The sequence below is a fragment of the Bacillus sp. NEAU-Y102 genome (assembly GCF_054788175.1).
In genome coordinates this window covers 87162-104888 of the sequence record NZ_JBTWFK010000013.1, presented here as the reverse complement: position 1 = coordinate 104888, position 17727 = coordinate 87162, and the positions used below count along the sequence as shown (strand labels likewise).

Annotated in this window: 16 protein-coding genes and 2 pseudogenes; 7 read left to right on the top strand and 11 right to left on the bottom strand. The window is 32.4% G+C overall.

The genetic code is table 11. From position 1 onward, the window contains the following. Positions 1 to 93: 93 nt before the first annotated feature. From ACYFX0_RS26290 to ACYFX0_RS26275, 4 genes are all read right to left on the bottom strand, one after another. Positions 94 to 753 carry a protein kinase family protein gene (locus tag ACYFX0_RS26290; RefSeq protein WP_000026523.1) on the bottom strand — a complete coding sequence of 220 codons (660 nt, stop codon included), beginning with the start codon at positions 751 to 753 and terminating at the stop codon, positions 94 to 96. 378 nt (positions 754 to 1131) lie between these two features. Then, positions 1132 to 1572, bottom strand: coding sequence for an NUDIX hydrolase (locus ACYFX0_RS26285; protein ID WP_001202616.1), 441 nt, complete (start codon positions 1570 to 1572; stop codon positions 1132 to 1134). Between the two features lie 215 nt (positions 1573 to 1787). Then, positions 1788 to 2903: an NAD(P)/FAD-dependent oxidoreductase gene (locus ACYFX0_RS26280; RefSeq protein WP_106082119.1), complete on the bottom strand. Its 1116-nt coding sequence runs from the start codon at positions 2901 to 2903 to the stop codon at positions 1788 to 1790. A gap of 127 nt (positions 2904 to 3030) precedes the next feature. Continuing rightward, on the bottom strand, positions 3031 to 3684 hold the full coding sequence (locus ACYFX0_RS26275) for a YdeI/OmpD-associated family protein (RefSeq protein ID WP_000110859.1): 654 nt from the start codon (positions 3682 to 3684) through the stop codon (positions 3031 to 3033). 27 nt (positions 3685 to 3711) lie between these two features. Between ACYFX0_RS26275 and ACYFX0_RS26270 the strand changes: the two are divergent. Next, positions 3712 to 3916: pseudogene (locus ACYFX0_RS26270) on the top strand (hypothetical protein). Positions 3917 to 3939: 23 nt separating this feature from the next. On the opposite strand, the gene ACYFX0_RS26265 reads toward ACYFX0_RS26270, so the two are convergent. The 4 genes from ACYFX0_RS26265 to ACYFX0_RS26250 form a co-directional block, all read right to left on the bottom strand. Further along, positions 3940 to 4704: an arylamine N-acetyltransferase family protein gene (locus ACYFX0_RS26265; protein ID WP_106082091.1), complete on the bottom strand. Its 765-nt coding sequence runs from the start codon at positions 4702 to 4704 to the stop codon at positions 3940 to 3942. A gap of 139 nt (positions 4705 to 4843) precedes the next feature. Beyond that, complete coding sequence (locus tag ACYFX0_RS26260; protein ID WP_001058784.1) at positions 4844 to 5347, bottom strand: MepB family protein; 504 nt, start codon at positions 5345 to 5347, stop codon at positions 4844 to 4846. Positions 5348 to 5455: 108 nt separating this feature from the next. After that, positions 5456 to 5824 carry a DUF4180 domain-containing protein gene (locus ACYFX0_RS26255; protein ID WP_000351863.1) on the bottom strand — a complete coding sequence of 123 codons (369 nt, stop codon included), beginning with the start codon at positions 5822 to 5824 and terminating at the stop codon, positions 5456 to 5458. A gap of 182 nt (positions 5825 to 6006) precedes the next feature. Then, on the bottom strand, positions 6007 to 6684 hold the full coding sequence (locus ACYFX0_RS26250; RefSeq protein ID WP_460272017.1) for an HAD family hydrolase: 678 nt from the start codon (positions 6682 to 6684) through the stop codon (positions 6007 to 6009). A gap of 461 nt (positions 6685 to 7145) precedes the next feature. Here ACYFX0_RS26250 and ACYFX0_RS26245 point away from each other — a divergent pair, with 461 nt between their 5' ends. From ACYFX0_RS26245 to ACYFX0_RS26230, 4 genes are all read left to right on the top strand, one after another. After that, complete coding sequence (locus ACYFX0_RS26245) at positions 7146 to 7811, top strand: response regulator transcription factor (protein WP_000800727.1); 666 nt, start codon at positions 7146 to 7148, stop codon at positions 7809 to 7811. Next, complete coding sequence (locus tag ACYFX0_RS26240; protein ID WP_001084893.1) at positions 7804 to 9264, top strand: sensor histidine kinase; 1461 nt, start codon at positions 7804 to 7806, stop codon at positions 9262 to 9264. Before ACYFX0_RS26245 ends, ACYFX0_RS26240 begins: the two co-directional genes overlap by 8 nt. A gap of 327 nt (positions 9265 to 9591) precedes the next feature. After that, complete coding sequence (locus ACYFX0_RS26235; protein ID WP_000405918.1) at positions 9592 to 10128, top strand: DinB family protein; 537 nt, start codon at positions 9592 to 9594, stop codon at positions 10126 to 10128. Positions 10129 to 10329: 201 nt separating this feature from the next. After that, positions 10330 to 10512, top strand: a complete 183-nt coding sequence (locus ACYFX0_RS26230; protein WP_000273237.1) for a hypothetical protein — start codon at positions 10330 to 10332, stop codon at positions 10510 to 10512. Positions 10513 to 10811: 299 nt separating this feature from the next. Here the strand turns inward: ACYFX0_RS26230 and ACYFX0_RS26225 are convergent, their stop codons facing one another. Then, positions 10812 to 11489 (bottom strand): ABC transporter ATP-binding protein, encoded by a 678-nt coding sequence (locus ACYFX0_RS26225; RefSeq protein WP_000447864.1) that lies wholly within the window; start codon positions 11487 to 11489, stop codon positions 10812 to 10814. A gap of 11 nt (positions 11490 to 11500) precedes the next feature. Continuing rightward, positions 11501 to 12925, bottom strand: coding sequence for an ABC transporter permease (locus ACYFX0_RS26220; protein ID WP_106103649.1), 1425 nt, complete (start codon positions 12923 to 12925; stop codon positions 11501 to 11503). Positions 12926 to 13507: 582 nt separating this feature from the next. Between ACYFX0_RS26220 and ACYFX0_RS26215 the strand changes: the two are divergent. Continuing rightward, a pseudogene (locus ACYFX0_RS26215) lies at positions 13508 to 14508 on the top strand (alpha/beta hydrolase). A 659-nt stretch (positions 14509 to 15167) separates the two neighbouring features. Then, positions 15168 to 16124, top strand: a complete 957-nt coding sequence (locus ACYFX0_RS26210; RefSeq protein WP_000857939.1) for an alpha/beta hydrolase — start codon at positions 15168 to 15170, stop codon at positions 16122 to 16124. A gap of 108 nt (positions 16125 to 16232) precedes the next feature. On the opposite strand, the gene ACYFX0_RS26205 is transcribed toward ACYFX0_RS26210, so the two are convergent. Next, entirely contained in the window at positions 16233 to 17687 is a 1455-nt protein-coding gene (locus ACYFX0_RS26205) for a pyridoxal phosphate-dependent decarboxylase family protein (protein ID WP_199670222.1), read from the bottom strand. Between the last annotated feature and the right edge of the window lie 40 nt (positions 17688 to 17727).

Here is a 17727-nt window from a genome sequence, read left to right as displayed (position 1 = left end):
TAGTACCGTACATATTAGACATATCTAAAATTTACGGTACTTTTGTTTACTATTGGCTCGCTGATTTAACTTAAAGATAAGTATGTGGTCCTTTTACAATTTGAATTTCTTTTTAAGCTTCTTATATTTTCTGTACGAACGTCTAACAATGTTTAACATAAAATACGGTATTTTAACAGGGAAAGGCAATTTATAAATGAAAGGAAAATAAAAGGTGAAATATGCCTTTTCTAGGTCTCTCCACTTACTATCTTCTTTTGTTTTTAAGAAATCAGATACATCGACCACATATCCCCTTCCTTTTTCCATCATCACATTTTTCCCGTGAACATCACAAGGAGTTAACCCTTGTTCCCTCGCATACTCCAAAGCCTCATTGATATCAAGTATTACCTGCTTAGGAATTTTAATCCCCTTATGAATAGCATCGTATAAAGTAATTTCTTTTAAACGTTTCAATACTATGAAATTTTCTCCTTTATATATAAGCTTTGAATAAGAAGGATGATTTCCAATTCTTCGGTATGCTTCTGACTCTTTTTCAATTCCTTCTCCTTCTCGCACGTAAACTTTCACTACCCAATCTTTGTATTCTCTGTGCATGAATACTGCGGCATAATTACCTGTCCCTAAACACTTCCAAAGTCTAGGAATATCTTTAACTACTACAGGCTCGAATTCATCTTCACTTCGTATGCTTACCTCTTTTAATAATTCGTCCTTTATTAATCCCACAAAACTATTTATACTCATCATTCCCACTCCGGTTTTGCTAAAAGGGGCCCACCCACATTTTAACGAAAATATACACTAAGCGAATATTAGCATAAAACGAGTCATCTTTCTTCTTAAAATAAAAAGATGACTCGTTCTATTTGAACTGTTGAATACTTAATATTTATTCCGCTATTCATAGCCAAAAACTGTACAACATAAAAATATTTCTAACTATTTTCATTTTTTCACAGGCAACTGTATAGGGCTTTTCTTAGTGCAAGTTCTCTTAGTTCATTACCCATGCCAAATCTATATTACCCTATTTTATAATCTAAAACACTGTTTAGAAGTGTAGCAAGATTTTTTTAATTGTTCAAATTCTTGTTCCACTAATATCTTTGTTAGCTAAAACTTTTATTGTTTTAATAGCCTTTTGTTTAATTCCCACAATGCTGTTTTGTTGCTATCCCATTTCAAAAACGTTACTGCTTCCTCGAAGCATAACCATTTATAATTGAAGTGTTCTTTAGATAATGATATGTTTTTTGTAGGGACTTTAACTCCAAAAGAAAATTCTTTTATTACATAAACCTCTTCTCCCCAAAGGAATCCTCCAACTACATCCTCTACTGGTAGTGAAGACACAGAATCTAATTGTATATATGGACATTCTCTTGTAATACCAGCCTCTTCAAACGCTTCCCGTTTTGCTGATTCAATAGGAATTTCACCGTCTTCTCCGCCACCAGCTATTCCTTGCCAATAACCATAATCACTTCGGTTAAAAATACCATATTGAATAGAATCGTCAGTTTTTATATAAGGAAATATCAATACTTGATATGGTGCTCTCATTACTTAACCTCCTCTCGAAAATAAGTTTTAAATCAATATGAATAAAGAGCCGACATCACAATTCTACATTATTAATGCAGGTTTATAATGTCGGCCCTCTATTTTTAAAGAATTTTATTTTTCATAAACAGGCATACTCTTAACAGAGGAAAAACTGTTTATTCCTTGTCAAATTTGTTTAGCATGGTTTTCCTAAATGTTAGCAGTACCCCATATTATTCAATTGCTCCAGCAACGTCATAATCATTTAAATCTAATTCAATCGGTTGTCCGAGCGCTAGTTTAGCAAGTTCCGCTCCTAAGTATGGACCAGCTGTTAAACCCGAAGCTCCTAATCCATTCGCAACGAGAATTCCTTCAAAGTTAGGTAGCGGTCCGATAACAGGTAAGAACCCTGGTGTGAATGGTCTGAATCCAACTCTCGTTTCAAGCATTGTAGCATTTTCTAAGCCAGGTGCAACTGCTAATGCTTTATGGAATACTTCATGTAGACCACCTGCTGTTACACGATGATCGAAACCCGTATCATTCTCATGTGTTGCACCAATTACGACATGACCATTGTCGAACGTTAAAATATATTGATCGTTTGGTGGCATAACAACTGGCATATTTTCTGTTGCTGTATTTTCAATTTGCAGATGAACAATTTGTCCTTTTTGGAATGTAACTAAGAAATTAATTCCTAATGGGTTCAAGATTTCATTCGCCCATGCACCTGCAGTTACAAGAACCTTTTCTGCTAAAATTGTTTCATCGTTTACTATAACTCCAGTAATATGATTTCCTTCACGGACTAATATGGCATCGCCTTTTATAAAAGTTGCACCATGTTTTTTCGCAGCACTTATTAATGCATTGCGTAATAATCTTCCATTTACTCGTGCAGCACCACTAATATGAACAGAACTATATTCGTCTGATAATGCTGGGAATAATTTTTTTGTTTCTTCAGCTGATAAGCGAGTGATTTCACCAATCTCTGGGGCATCTTCACGTCGTTTATAAGCTCGCTCTTCTATTTGATCTAACTTTTTTTCGTCAGTATGTAAACTAATTGCACCTACACGATTATATCCTGTGTCAGTTTCACCGTCTTCTTCTAATTGCTGAATTAACGAAGAATAGTAACGTGCACCGCCTTTAACGATTTTATACCATGCTTTATTACGACGCTGTGATAGCCATGGACATACAATACCTGCTCCTGCATCAGTTGCTTGCCCTAATTGTTGGCGATCCACGATAGTAACATTCGCACCTGCTTTAGCAAGATGATAAGCAGTAGACGCTCCTAAAATTCCAGATCCAACTACAATATACGATTTCATTTCAAACACCTTTTCTCTTTTTGCTAATTATATAAATATAAGAACATTCCTTAGTATAATGGAAAGAATACTTTTTTCAATGTACTCATCACAATTAATTGTTGCAGCATTGTGACTTTCTTAGTCATTATTTTTTCTTCTTACGGAATAATTCAATTGTTTTATAGCCTTGTGAAAGGATTTCTATCATTTTCTCTAGACGTTTTTCACGTGTTTTTTCTTGTTTCACAGAAAAAAGATTACGTGCCCAATCTTTTTGGTATCCAGGCGTTAAACTTTGATAAAACTTAAGTTCATTCGGATGATTAGCTAATAATGCTTCAACATCTTTAATTCGATCTGCATAATCGGCAACACATTGACTCATAGCAGATGTTTTCATTGTTTTTTTCTTTTCACGTTTTAAACCTACAACAGTAAAGACTTCATCCATACTTACCATTCGTGCAAATTTAATATTGCTTTCTCCCACATAACCATCTTCTCCAACGTTTAATGCCGGAAACATCTCATCACGGTGAATAAACGTACTATAACGAGCATTACCTTTTTTCGGATATGCGAAGAACACGTAACCTTTTTCAATTAGTAATTCTTCATTACTAATAATAAAATTCGTTTGTTTCACCATTTCATCAAGCGTTTCTACAAATATAAAGATAGCATCGTGTTCTTTTGAGAATACAGTTTCTTTACCTGTAAAAATGTCATAATTACTTGGTTCGTTAATTACGACCATATTTGTATACTTATTAAGTTTCAATTTATCAATAACTGACATAATAATCTTCCTTTACATTCAAAATTCATTGTACATACTTTTTCGTACTGTTCTAGTGTATTATATGTATTAAGAAAATCAAACTTTAAATCATATTATTCTGCTGCAAAAGAACCAGTTTTTCATACATATGAAGAAACTGAGGAAACATTAACTATACCGCAGTTTCCGAAACATATTAGACGAAAACCATTTACACCAAAAAATAATAAAGATAGCCGCCTCTGATTAAGTACCGGCTATCTTTATTATTCATTACTTAATAGCAAATAAAGTATATAAAAGCTCTCTATATTGCTCTTCTGTAACCTCACGCTTAGTTTTTGCTCCATAAATAATTTCAGTTACACTATTATTCGTTAAAGAGACATGCCCAGAGTCCGTCAATTTCACTGCAATTGGTCCCTTATTAAAAATAGATTTCTCATCTTCTATTACTCTTCTTTGAACATCGTTTACTACTATCTCATCAATAATATGTTTATAAAAGGCATGACAAACTTTCCATTCTCCTTCAGCATCTATTCTTTCTAAAACATAATTTCCTTTACTCGTATCTTTTCGTCTCACCCGGTACGAACCATTCTTTGAAGAAACAGACTCATCAGTAAAAGGTACAGGAACAAGAGGTACTAATGAAGCTATACCTACATCAATTAAATACTGTACATTAGCATAAGTTAAAATAATTGTTATATGGCCATCCTCAAGTGCCCATGCATTTATATCATTTTTATAAACCGTACCTAATGCCAGTTGTACATCATAGCCACAGTCTTTTAAGAAATAGTAAAAAAGGGTGTTTAATTCGTAGCAAAGTCCACCACGGGAACTAGTTAAAATTTTCTCTCGTAAGTTTTCCAGAGAGATTTGATTCGTATTTCGTGCTATAACGTCTAAATTCTCAAATGGTATAGTATGTGCAAATGAAAAGAGTATAGTAGGTAATTCTTCAAACGTTACTTCATTACGTTTTTTAAGATTTAATCTTGCGAAAAGCTGATCTTGTAAACTTGTCATATTTAGCACCCCTTAAAATTTTATAAGTTTAAATAATATATGCTGATTGTAAGTTTTAAGGGGTACTGTAACAACGTACATTTTATGTAACTGTACCGGTACAAAAAGTCTAACCGACAAGATCACTAAAGATAAGAAGCTACAAATACAAATTTAATAGTTTGTCTATAGGTAAATTATTACAATCGCTTAAATCAACAAAATACTGAAGTTGCCACATTTGGCTCTTTTTAGCTTGATTGCTGACAGGCTTATCCCATATAGGATAAATCCTCATAGCCATCTTGCCTTTTTGATTTTGTGTTCTCAAGATTTTTTCCTTAAGAAGAATCTCTTTAGGCAAAATGAATTGTCCTAGTTTATGATCATCTATACAAGTAATAACTAATAAGTCAGGAGCAGCGTCATAAGAAAATGCTTGATTTTGCATATTGTCATCTTTCTCCCAAAAAGAAACAAATTGCCCAATTTTATTAGGAGTAACTTTTGATTTTCTAAAACGAATGGTTTTGTTATTTAAGTGGAATAAACATCCTGCATATTCTGCGTTTTGCTTTTCTTCTTTTAGATTCGTAATCATTAAATTGTTAGGTTGGTAAACTATATTATTTAAATTTCGGATCGTATCATTAAAATTGTTCAAAAAAACTCCCCCTTTATTCATCTCTTAGTTTACCACAAACATCAGTTCTTCTATATCGTATATAATCATGAACTAAGTGAAATGGGGGAATTTAGCAGGATATAATTTTTACTTTAATGTACTTAGTTTTTCAATTGCTTGTTGCTCAGTTGCTAAGTAAAAAATGTCATTCCCTTTATTACATTCATAAATAAAGTCTTTTAAGCTTTTACTAGTGTAAATAGAGAACTCCCCAATGATAGCAATCTTTACCTTGTAGTTTATAAACTTTTGAAGGATATCACCCGCAAGACGTGTTTTTAAATCAAAGAAGCTTTCACTTATTAATGACTTGTGGATAATAATATGCTTCGCATCTACCTCGTATTGAACTGTTGCCATAGTATCTAATGCAGACTGAACATCCGATATTAATACCTTATCGTTTCTAATGACCGCAATATTGATTCCATCGATTACTACTTTCTTTATGTCCATAGTCCCACCCCTTTATAATGTGCACCGTATGAGTAAAATTGTTTTACAAAACTTCGTATTAATCATAGATTAAATTAGCCGCAGCTATTAAAATTGCCTCTATTCTTTATTACTAATACGGTCAATGAAATTAATGATAGTTTCTCTTTTTTATATTTTTGAATATATATATGAAATTGCTTTTACTTGTTATAAAAATATTGTGGAGTAACATAACTTAACAAACTATCCAAAGTGTTAATCTCGGCATATGGTTGTATTTTGGTAGTATTCTTGATTTTTTGAGGGTTAAACCACACATCTTTTATATTTACATTTTGAGGACCAGCAATATCCTTTTCTAAGTCATCCCCAACAAATAAAGTATTTTCCGGCTGTAAATTTAGCTTATTTAATGCTAGTTCGAATATACGTTTATCAGGTTTACTAAATCCCACTTCTTCAGAAATAATGATTGTTTCAAAATACCTATTTAAATTCGTGTTAAATATTTTAGCTTTTTGCCTCTGAGTTGAGCCATTTGTTATAATTCCAACTTTAAAGTGCTTCTTTATTTGATTTAAGAAATGAATAGTATTTTGGTCTATTGAAAAACATCTAGGGAAATTATTATTCCAAAAATCTTGGATATAATTGCGTGGCAATCTATACTTCGGCGTGAATTCATCAAACAATGATTCTAAAACTGTCGTTTTATTACTTATGCCATATTCTCTTTTATCGTATTCTTTGAATTTCTGTAACATGTTGCTTTTAGCCGCACCATCTACATTTTCATAACACTTTTCTAAAACAATTAAAAATAATGCCGCTACTGCCTTATCCCTATCAAGTAACGTATCATCTAAATCAAACAGCATACCTTTATAACACTTCAAATCATTTCACAACCTTTCTAGTATTATGTAAACCTCTTCAAGTTCGTACCCTTAAACTTTTGGTTTAGCAAGAGCATTGTTATGTAGTGATTAACGACTAAACAGAAACTAGATGAAAGAAATCCAAAGTTCTTGGCACACACTCTAGTATTATTGTAGCTTCTTCTATATTAAAATTCCTTTCCCTCTTTTGGTAAAGAAGCACAAGTATATTTTCACAAACTTTAAGAAATTACATACAATTCACATTATTATACATTAGTTTTTCGTAAATATTATTCATACATCAATTCATACGATAAGTTTTTTAATCAATTATTTCTCCATAAAAAAGTAATATAGCTAATAATACTTTTTGGTAGTAAACGTCCTATGAAGTTTACTACTGTATCTCCACATAAACTCCAGATAGTACGGCTATAATGACTACCAGAGGTGATATTATGAAAAACTATCATATTCTCGTGGTAGAGGACGATCAAGAAATTCAGGAATTAATTAAACAATTTTTAATGACACAGCATTATACAGTGGTAGTCGCTTCAGATGGACTAGAGGGTATGACACAATTTAATAAGCAATCCTTTGATTTAATTCTCCTAGATGTCATGATGCCCAATCTTAATGGGTTTGAAGTTTCTAAAATGATTCGAAGTCAGTCAAACGTACCAATTATTATGCTAACTGCGTTGGAAGAAGAGGAAGATCAAATGAAAGGATTCGATCTTGGGATCGATGATTATATAACAAAACCCTTTTCATTTCATGTTTTGATTAGACGAGTCGAAGCTGTACTTAGAAGAAGTTATGATAAAAATGTAAATAATCATTTGATATTTAAAGAAGTTCGTATCGATGTGGATGCATATAGAGTCTATGTAAATGATGTTGAAATTATATTAACGACAAAAGAGTTTGAAATTCTACAACTACTATTTCAAAATGAGAGAAAAGTACTTACAAGAGAAAATATCGTAGAGAAGGTTTGGGGGTACGATTATTTTGGAGAAACACGAATAATTGATACACATATTAAAAACCTACGCAAAAAATTAGCTATCCCTTATATTAAAACAATAAAGGGTATTGGTTATAAAATTGATGAATAGTATTGTGAAACTCATGAAGATGAAGCAAATTACTTATAAACTCTTTATGACTACATCTCTCATTTTGTTATCCTTTGCAGTATTGATTTATTTAACTTTATACTTCTTTCTCCCTACGTTTTATGAGCAATATAAAACAGATCAACTTCAAACAGGGATAAACGAAATCATTGATAAGTCTAAAAATCTTACGTTTCAAGATGCGATACCACTTTTTGATGAATACGCAAAAAAAAATAATGCGATGCTTTACCTTCAAAATAAAGAAGGAGTAATTATTTACTCTCCTTCATTTTCTTTTATTCAAAGTGGTACGCAAAAAACAGTAGTTACTAAAGCAACACGATTCGAGAATGCAAGTACCCTTAGCAATTCATATAACGTTACGAAACCAATTCAATTCCAAGATGGTAGTTTAACGCTTATAGTCTTTGCTACATTTCAACCGATTGATGAAGCTTCACAGGTTTTAGTACGATTTCTCCCCTATATTAGTATCATTGTGCTCATTATTGGTATAGGAAGTGCTTATTTTTATTCCAGGTTTATTACAAAGCCACTTATTTATATTAATGAAGGTGCACAAAAGATGGCAAATTTAGATTTCTCCGAAAAAATTGAGGTTCGCTCTACAGATGAGTTAGGAGAATTGTCTAATAGTTTGAATGACATGTCTATTAACTTACAACAAGCTATGTTTGATTTAAAAAAAGCAAATGAACAATTAAAAAATGATATTGAAAAAGAAAGAGAAATAGAAACAAAACGCAGAGAGTTTTTTGCGATTGTAGCACATGAATTAAAGTCCCCTCTTACTGTAATGAAAGGATACTTAGAAGGGATGATATACAATATTGGCCCTTATCAAAATCGCGATCAATATTTAAAGAAAAATCATCAAATTATTGAAAGTATGGAACAATTAGTTCGTGAAATTTTAAGCGTATCGAAATTAGAACAACACACCTTCAAACTAAAAGTAGAGGAAGTTAATCCTTCAAAGTTAATAGGTACAATCACAAAAGATCTCGAATTTTTTGCTTCTCAAAAAAGTATCGAAATAATAAAAGAATTTGATTCTGACCTTTCTATTTATACAGATTGTGCTCTTTTAGAAAAAGCATGCAAAAATATTATCCACAATGCGGTTATGTATTCACCACATAATGAAAAAGTCTATATAAAGTTAAGAGAGAATTCTAAACAAGATCAAATCGAAATGAAAATTATAAATACAGGTATCAATATTAAAGATGAAGATATTCAACAAATTTTCAAACCATTTTATCGAATTGAAAAATCAAGGAATCGAAATACTGGAGGAAGTGGTTTGGGGCTATATATTGTTAAACAAATTCTTGAAACGTTAGATATAAAGTATTCAATAAAAAATATGGAACATAGTGTGCAATTTTGCATGAGTATTCCGCTATCTAAACATAAAAACAAATAAACTCTCCTTTAAATAGGACGAGTTTATTTGTTTTTGTAGTAAGTATAAACTTATTAACAGGCTTTTCGTTTAATGACGTATGCTACTTTTTAAATGGCGATTGTCATAAGTAGTGACAAACTGTATTCAACTTAAATGTTTACCTATAACAGCAAAAAAAGCGAAATTACGCTTAGCAGCAAATTAGATTCTCTTATTTGAGATACATTTCATCTATGAAACTGAAAAGGAGGATGAAAAATGTTTATTCACCTCCATTTTTCAGATTAATTTGGAATTCTTTTATGATAAGCTATATGTAAAGATTAAACATAAAGGATGATTCGTATGGAAATAAGACCAAAGGTAAGTGAATATAACTCCTATTATGCAACGTATACCAACTTGGTATCAGACGGAAATATCATACATATTCTAGAACAACAAATGAAGGAAACGAATCTTTTATTAAAGGGAATTTCTAATAGTAAGGGACTTTTCCGGTATGCTCCTACTAAATGGAGTATAAAAGAAGTAATCGGTCATATAGCAGATACAGAACGTATTATGGCGTATCGATTGCTATCTATCGCTCGAGGCGAGACAGCAGAACTTCCAGGCTATAATGATGATATGTATGTTCTTAGAGCTGCTTTTGATAAGCAATCTATGCAAGATCTTCTTGAGAATTTAATAGTTGTTCGCCAATCTACCCTGTATTTACTTAGAAGCTTAGATAAAGAAGCCTGGTCACAAAGAGGAAATGCGAATAATTCTGAAGTTACAGTTCGTGCATTAGCATACATCATTGCCGGTCATGAGCTTCATCATCTTCAAATTATAAAAGAACGTTATCTTGGTTCTGATGCATATCCAGCAAGTTAATATTTGAAGAACAAGAGTCCTATTTATGTAGGGCTCTTGTTCAGTATTTATAACGTATTAGCACTTAGAATCATGGCAATTAAATGCATTTATTTATAAAATTCACCACATAATATATATGCTATCCTCTTTTATTCTGTACATAATTTTCTTTAGGTTGATATACTATAAACACAATAGTTCTGGAAAGGTGATGATATTATGTATGAACAACAAAATAATAGAGATAGAGATCAAAAAATGATGTTTTCGATGCAAGGAGTTCCCACAAATAAAATTAACATGAATCAATTACCTAAATGGATTAAAATTTTTGGATATTGTGCGTTTGGTTGGATGATAGTATTTAGTTTAATTATGATTGTAGGTTTAATTCTGCAATAACTATACAGATACATAGATAGGTAAACGGGACGATATTTAGATTATACATCTAGGTAATGTTCCGTTTTTTATGTATGATTATCCCATGATATAGGTAACCAATTATACTAAAAAGAACTTGTAGAATATCCTACAAGTTCTTTTTCAAATATTATTAAAACGGGAACAACAAACTATTTTAACATTCAGTACAGGGAGACCATTTTGATTATGGCTTGATTTTATTATAAAACAAATATAAGCTTTTGAAAGGTCTAGATTTTGAAAATTATGTGAATTGAACAGCTACGATGTTTATATTAGATTTCATTTACAACCAACTTCTTCTTACTTAAATACACTGCACGATCTGATTTTTTAGCAACCTCCTGTGAGTGCGTCACAACAATAATACATTTATTCTCTTTATGTGCAAGTTCTTGAAACAGTTCTATAATATCCATTGCGGTTTCCTCATCAAGGTTTCCTGTTGGCTCATCCGCAATCAATAAATCAACATTACAAGATAGTGCTCGAGCAATTGCTACACGCTGTTGTTGCCCACCGCTTAGTTGCAGGACGTTTCGTTTCGCTTCAGCTTCTGAGAGTCCTACCCTCTCTAATAACTGTAATGCTCTTGCTGTTTTATTTTGCACTTTAACACCTGTAATTTCCATTGCTGTTAAGACATTTTGAAGAGCTGTCATATAGGTTATTAAGTTATAAGATTGGAAAATTACAGATACATTTTGATTACGGTATCGATCCAAACCAATTTTTCTAATATCTTTGCCATTATACAGTACATAACCATTTTTAGGGACATCTAGTCCACAACCTAAGCTTAGAGTTGTGGTTTTACCAGATCCAGATGGTCCTAAAATCGTGTAGAAATGTCCTTTTTGAAAAGAAAAGTTAACATTTTCTAGTATCGCTACATTTTTTCCATTACTTTCATAATAATAATCCAAATTTTTAAACTGTAAAATTGTCTCCATATCGAGCCTCCTCATTCATCTTTTAAAAGAATTTGTTTTGGGTTTAAACGTAGAATAGATAATGCCGGAAGAAGCGTTGCTATTATAGCAATAGCTAGTCCAATTCCACCCATTTTTCCTACATCTTCTCCTGTTACACTTACATCAATTTTATTAATCGGATCTTCTTTTTGATTTTGTAGAGTACCACCAGGTCCAGCCATCATTACAGTACCATGTTGCGAGGTATCTGTTTCTTCGCTTGAAGTAGCAATTTCATTCGAAAGTAAATTATCCCCGATATATTGAGAAACTTTAGCTCCTGTTGTTATGGATAATCCAAATGCTAAAATAGCGACACACACTACTTCTACTACGAATTGCGCCATCAGCTTCCACTTTTTCTCTCCAATGGACAATAGAATTCCCATTTCTTTACGACGCCCTTTAATTGATAGCATTATGATTAATCCTAAAATGATCGCACCTGCAATCGATACAATATAAATAATCATTTGAGAAGTCGAAGAGATATTTTCGATAGGACCAATCATTTGCTTGTACAATGAATCATGCGCATCTAATTTATAATAATTAAAATCAATATTAAATTTTCTTGCTTCTTTTTTAAATGCATCAATATATTGTGGATCATTCAAGAAATACACGACTTGAACACTACTTATACCTTGGTCTACTTCTAATTTTTTCATAGTTGAATGCGGCATATATAGTTTATTAGCTGGATCCATAATAGGAGGAGCCTGTTGACCCATTGCTTGCTCATTTGTTTCGTAAATACCGATAATTTCAACCTCAAGGGTTTCCTTCTTATCCCCTGATTGCACTTTAACTTTGTCTCCTACTTTCAAATTGTTTAATTCCGCTAATCGTTTTTCCATTAAAGCTACATTCTGATCCTTCATTTGCTCTGTTATTGGTTTTCCATCAATGATTTTACTTTTTCCGTTTTTAAAGCTTTCTTGTAATGCAGTCTTGCGAACTCCCTCAATCATAAAAGAAGCGTTCATATCGATTTCTGTACCAGAGCTTGAACCGCCTCGCGCAGCCGCCATTCCCACTTTACCTTTTCCTTCTTCTTCTGAAGCTCCTACTAGTTTAAGCCCATCAGAAATACCGAAAGTGTTAGCTATGTAATTATAATCTTTTACATACTTGGACTTCGCTAATTGATCTGTTTCTTTTGCATCGAGCTGCGGCGGATTTGGCATTTCTCCAGTTTCCTTAGCTTTTTGACCTAATTTGTCGAAATCAAGACCTAAAGTAACATCTGCACCAAGTTTTTTTCTTGCAGCATCCGCTGCTTTTTTTGATGCATTTTGGATTGTGAAACCTGAAAGAACCAAATTTGTAACAATCAGAAAAACTGCCATCAAAATTAATGATGTTCCTATCCTTTTTTTCATACTGAGAATTGCTCGTTTCATAAAATTCATTTTTTCTTACCTCCTTGATAACTTGTATTCTATATAGGTTATCTAGAGTTTATATGGAGCTAATCGGTAGTTTAACTAGAGATATAAGGAGTTTATGTGTAGTTATTCATTTACCTGTTCAAGAAAAGCTAGAACACAAATTCAAAAATACAGTCGTTTTTGAATATTGGTAAGGAGTTATTCCGTTTAATAAATTTATATAAGATTAAGATTAATTTAATGTATGTAGCACAAAAAATATTTACTGTGTAATTTCTATACAATAAATATAGAGAAACCTATTTGGATATCTATAATAGGGATTTTAATATAGTTACTGTATCTCATACAAATCACGTCGCTTTAAAAGGTGCATCTTTTAATACGAAAATAAGCAAGTTAATATTCTCTTATATGAATAAGAATATTAACTTGCTTTTTAGATTTTAGTATAATTTATTTATAGTTTTATTTTATTGCAAACTTTATAATATGATATATAAATTTATCACCTACTATTAGGAAAAGAGAATATTTTATAATTAATTTACAACATAAATTTTGTCCATGTTTTAAACAATATGTATTTTGGAGGAGGTTAATTTGATTTTTTCAAAACTCATTGATCGGTACGCCTTATATGATTTACATAAAAAAAGAAGTGTAGCATTTCAGTTTACTTCCCTTTCTAACACTTCATTAAATATAAAGAACATAGAATCTTTTTATAAAGTACAACCATCACATTTTCATTTTGACATTAAGCATTCAAAGCAGGAAAATGAATACATGGTTGGGCAATTCAACTATAAAAGTTCGGTTCAATCCGGTGATTCACGCAACGACTCTGTAACTGGGGAATTATTCTTACATAAAAATGAAAATGCACCTCATGTTATCTTTGTTCACGGTTGGAGAATGGATTCTAACGAACGTGTGAAAAAATATTCCACTATCATATGACCAGCCTGAAGTGGAATATGTATTATTTCACTCTACCCTATCATTTTGAAAGAAAACCCGATCAATCCTTATTCAGTGGAGAGTATATGGTAAGTGCAAATATTGAACGAACATTACAAGCAACTAGACAAGCGGTAGCTGATTTACGAGCTTTGATTAAATGGATTAAAGCAAATAAAAATGGGCCCCTGATTCTAATAGGAATTAGTTTAGGCGGATTTATTACTAACTTAACCTCTCTTGTTGAAGAAGAAATTGATGTGTTAGCATCCATTTTCTATGCAAATCGACTTTCTTATTCTATTTGGAATACAACTCCAGGTAAATTTATTAGAGAAGACTTGGAACATCATGGTGTTACGTATGATGATTTAATAGATTATTGGAAAATCACTGAACCGAGTCAAGCATTGCCAAAAGTAAAAAAAGAAAATATTTTATTAATTTCAGGTAAGCATGATCTATATGTGCATTCTGAGGATACAGATTACTTGTGGGAATCTTGGGAAAGACCTCCACGATATATTTATAAATGTGGGCATGCCGGGATCGTTCTTAAACGTAAAAAAATTGCAACTGATACTATTGATTTTATTCAAAATCGATTGAACTCCCCGCACTTATCCAATGTCATGCCTTAAATCGCGAGATTACTAAGTACAAAATCTTATACTTATATTGTTATATTTTTTACTAGTCACCTTTGTAAATCTTCGCCCCTAGCCTTACACGATTGAAAATGAAATAAAATAAATAACTAAGGAACTAATTTACCATATGGAAAAACATTGCTCAACATTTTCACTAGTAGTCCCTGTATATGCAATATTACATATAAAAATCTTTATGTATTCCGTTATTAATTTAAAAGGAAATTATTCATCCATTAATCTATACCATCCGTATTTGCAGTTAAGGATACCCTAATTACATATGAAAAAGAGAGAAGAACATTGGTTAGTTCTTCTCTCTTTGTTTATTTTTAAGATAACTATCTATAAAATTTTGCTTTTCATAATTCTTCATGAGTCTAGAAAAGAATCTAATCCTTTTCTAGACTCAAAAAGAAATTTTTCTAATGTACATAATTACAACGACATTAAACCACTTTGCTCTTAAATCCAATACTTGTATTATTAATTGCATGAAAGTCCTTCTTGAGAAAGGTTTTAATTCCTGAATATTCTGTTGACCGTTATAACATATCCAATTTACAATTTAATTGTGGTGTTCTTTCACAATTAAACTACTTAGAATACACTTCATTTATTTGAAAACAATTACAAATAGAGGTGCTAAAATGAAAACTAGAGTAAATCCAGAATTATTACAAGGGTTAGAGATGTTTCCGGATCTCGATTTACGCCCGGAAAACTTGCAATCAATCAGAGAAGGGATAGCTCAAATGAGACCACCTACCGTTGTTGATGACTCCCTTTCGTTAACAGATAAAGTCATTGTTGGACCTGATGATAATCCGTTACCATTAAGAATTTATCGTCCAAAATCAAATCATGAATCTTTACCTGTCTTATTATGGATACATGGTGGTGGTTATATCTTAGGTTCTATAGATGATAACGATGATACTTGTATGAGGTTTGCAAAAGAAGCTGGCTGTGTGGTTGTATCTGTAGACTACCGCTTAGCACCTGAACACCCTTACCCAGCACCAATTGAGGATTGTTATTCAGCTTTAAAATGGATTGCTGATAATGCAAAGTCATTAAACATTGATTCAAATCGTATTGGGGTTGCAGGAGTAAGTGCCGGCGGTGGACTAACAGCAGCATTATCATTATTAGCCCGAGATCGAAAATATCCTTCAATTTGTTTACAAATGCCACTATATCCAATGATTGATGACAGAAATGATACACCTTCAGCGAATGAAATTAAAGAGGGATTTGTTTGGAATCAAAAGGCAAATGAAGCTGGCTGGAAAATGTATTTAGGAGAAATGTATGGAACGGATCAAATCCCTGCCTATGCAGCACCTTCTCGAGCTGAGGATTATAGTGACTTACCGTATACTTACACATTTGTTGGTCAATTAGATCCATTCCGCAGCGAAACATTAACCTATGTAAGCAAACTAGCGCAAGCTGGTGTTGATGTGGAGTTTCATTTATATCCAAATGCCTATCACTGGTTTGAAGGGTTAAATCCAAATGCCGATGTATCTATTTATGCTGTGAACGAAATAGTACAAGCAATAAAGACTGGTTTCAAACGAGTATCCAAGGTTGAGGCTTAATCCCATTACAAGATAAATACTTATAAATAGTATATATGTTATCATTTAAACATAATAGCCGATTCTAAATGAGAATCGGCTATTAATATGTAAAATCCGCCTAATATATCAAGGTTGAGAAACAGATATAAGATGTTTAGGCGATGTGTTTATTTCCTCTGCCAATGCTTTTATGTTCATCATGATTTGAAGTATTTCTTCTTTTGTTGTCCTTGGGTTGATAGAGCAAAGTCGAATTACTACTTTTTCTTTTAATTTAGTAGTACTTAGCATAGCAAATCCTCTTTGATTAATTTCTTCCACCAATTTTTTGTTTATTTCATGAATTGTATCTGTAGATGTTAGCTCACATGGAATATAACGAAAAGTAACAATTCCTAATTGGGCGGGTGTTACTACTTCCCAATCTTTTTCTTTCCTTAAAAACTCTTCAACTTGTTCAGCTAGCATAATGCCATGATCAATTGCCTCACGAAAAGCTGTAACTCCGAATGCTTTAAAAGAAAGCCATACCTTTAATGCTCTAAATCTACGAGAAAGTTCAATTCCACGCTCCCCAAAATTCACTTTTTCTTCTATATTAGTTTCTGTATCCTTAATATACTCTGGGATCATACGGAATGTTTCACTTAAATATTGGCTATTTCGAATGAGTACACAACCAACATCATAAGGCTGAAAAAGCCATTTGTGCGGGTCTAACGTTAAAGAATCGGCACGATGAATTCCACTTAATAACTCCCTTCCTTTTTCACTGAGAATTGCTGCAGCCCCATAAGCTCCATCCACGTGTAGCCATATATCTTCATCATTACAAAGATCAGCCAATTCGTTGAGGGAATCAACCGCTCCGCAATTCGTTGTCCCTGCATTAGCAATAACACAGAATGGTTTTTTCCCTTTTAGTCGATCTTCTTTTATTTGCTTTCTTAAAGTACTAACTGAAATTTTTAAATCTTCATCTGTCTCAATTCGGCAAATTTGATGCTGTTTAAAACCTAATACTTTAAGTGCTCGATCTACAGAAAAATGAGTTTGGTTAGAAAAATAAACAATCGCCTTTTCTACGTCATTATTCAGCTTGACCTGTCTCGCTACAGTAAGTGCAGTCAAATTAGCCATGGAACCGCCACTGACAAATAGGCCCTCAGCTGAATCAGGGAATCCTAGCATTGATTTTAACCAGTTAATTGTCGTTAATTCAATTTGTTCAGCACCTGCACCTACTATCCAAGCTGTAGGAAATACATTAAACCCACTTGCTAAAAAATCTGCTAATACACCAACATAATTGTTAGGACCTGGCACAAAAGCCATAAAATGAGGATGATCCACATGAGTAATTTGATTAAACACATTGTTATTAAGAAAATGAAGTAATTCTTTTGGATTAGATCCGTTTTCCGGAATCGTTTCAATTAGCTTGTCTCTAAAAATATTACTATCAATCGTTTCTGAAACTGGTTTACTTTTTAAATGATTCATATGATCAACAATCAAGTCAACCGCTTGATATCCTAACTGACGCATCTCTTCGGCTGATAGCTGCAAGTTTTTCGTCATTTGATTTACCCCTATTCTATTTAAAAAGGCGAGTTCTTGC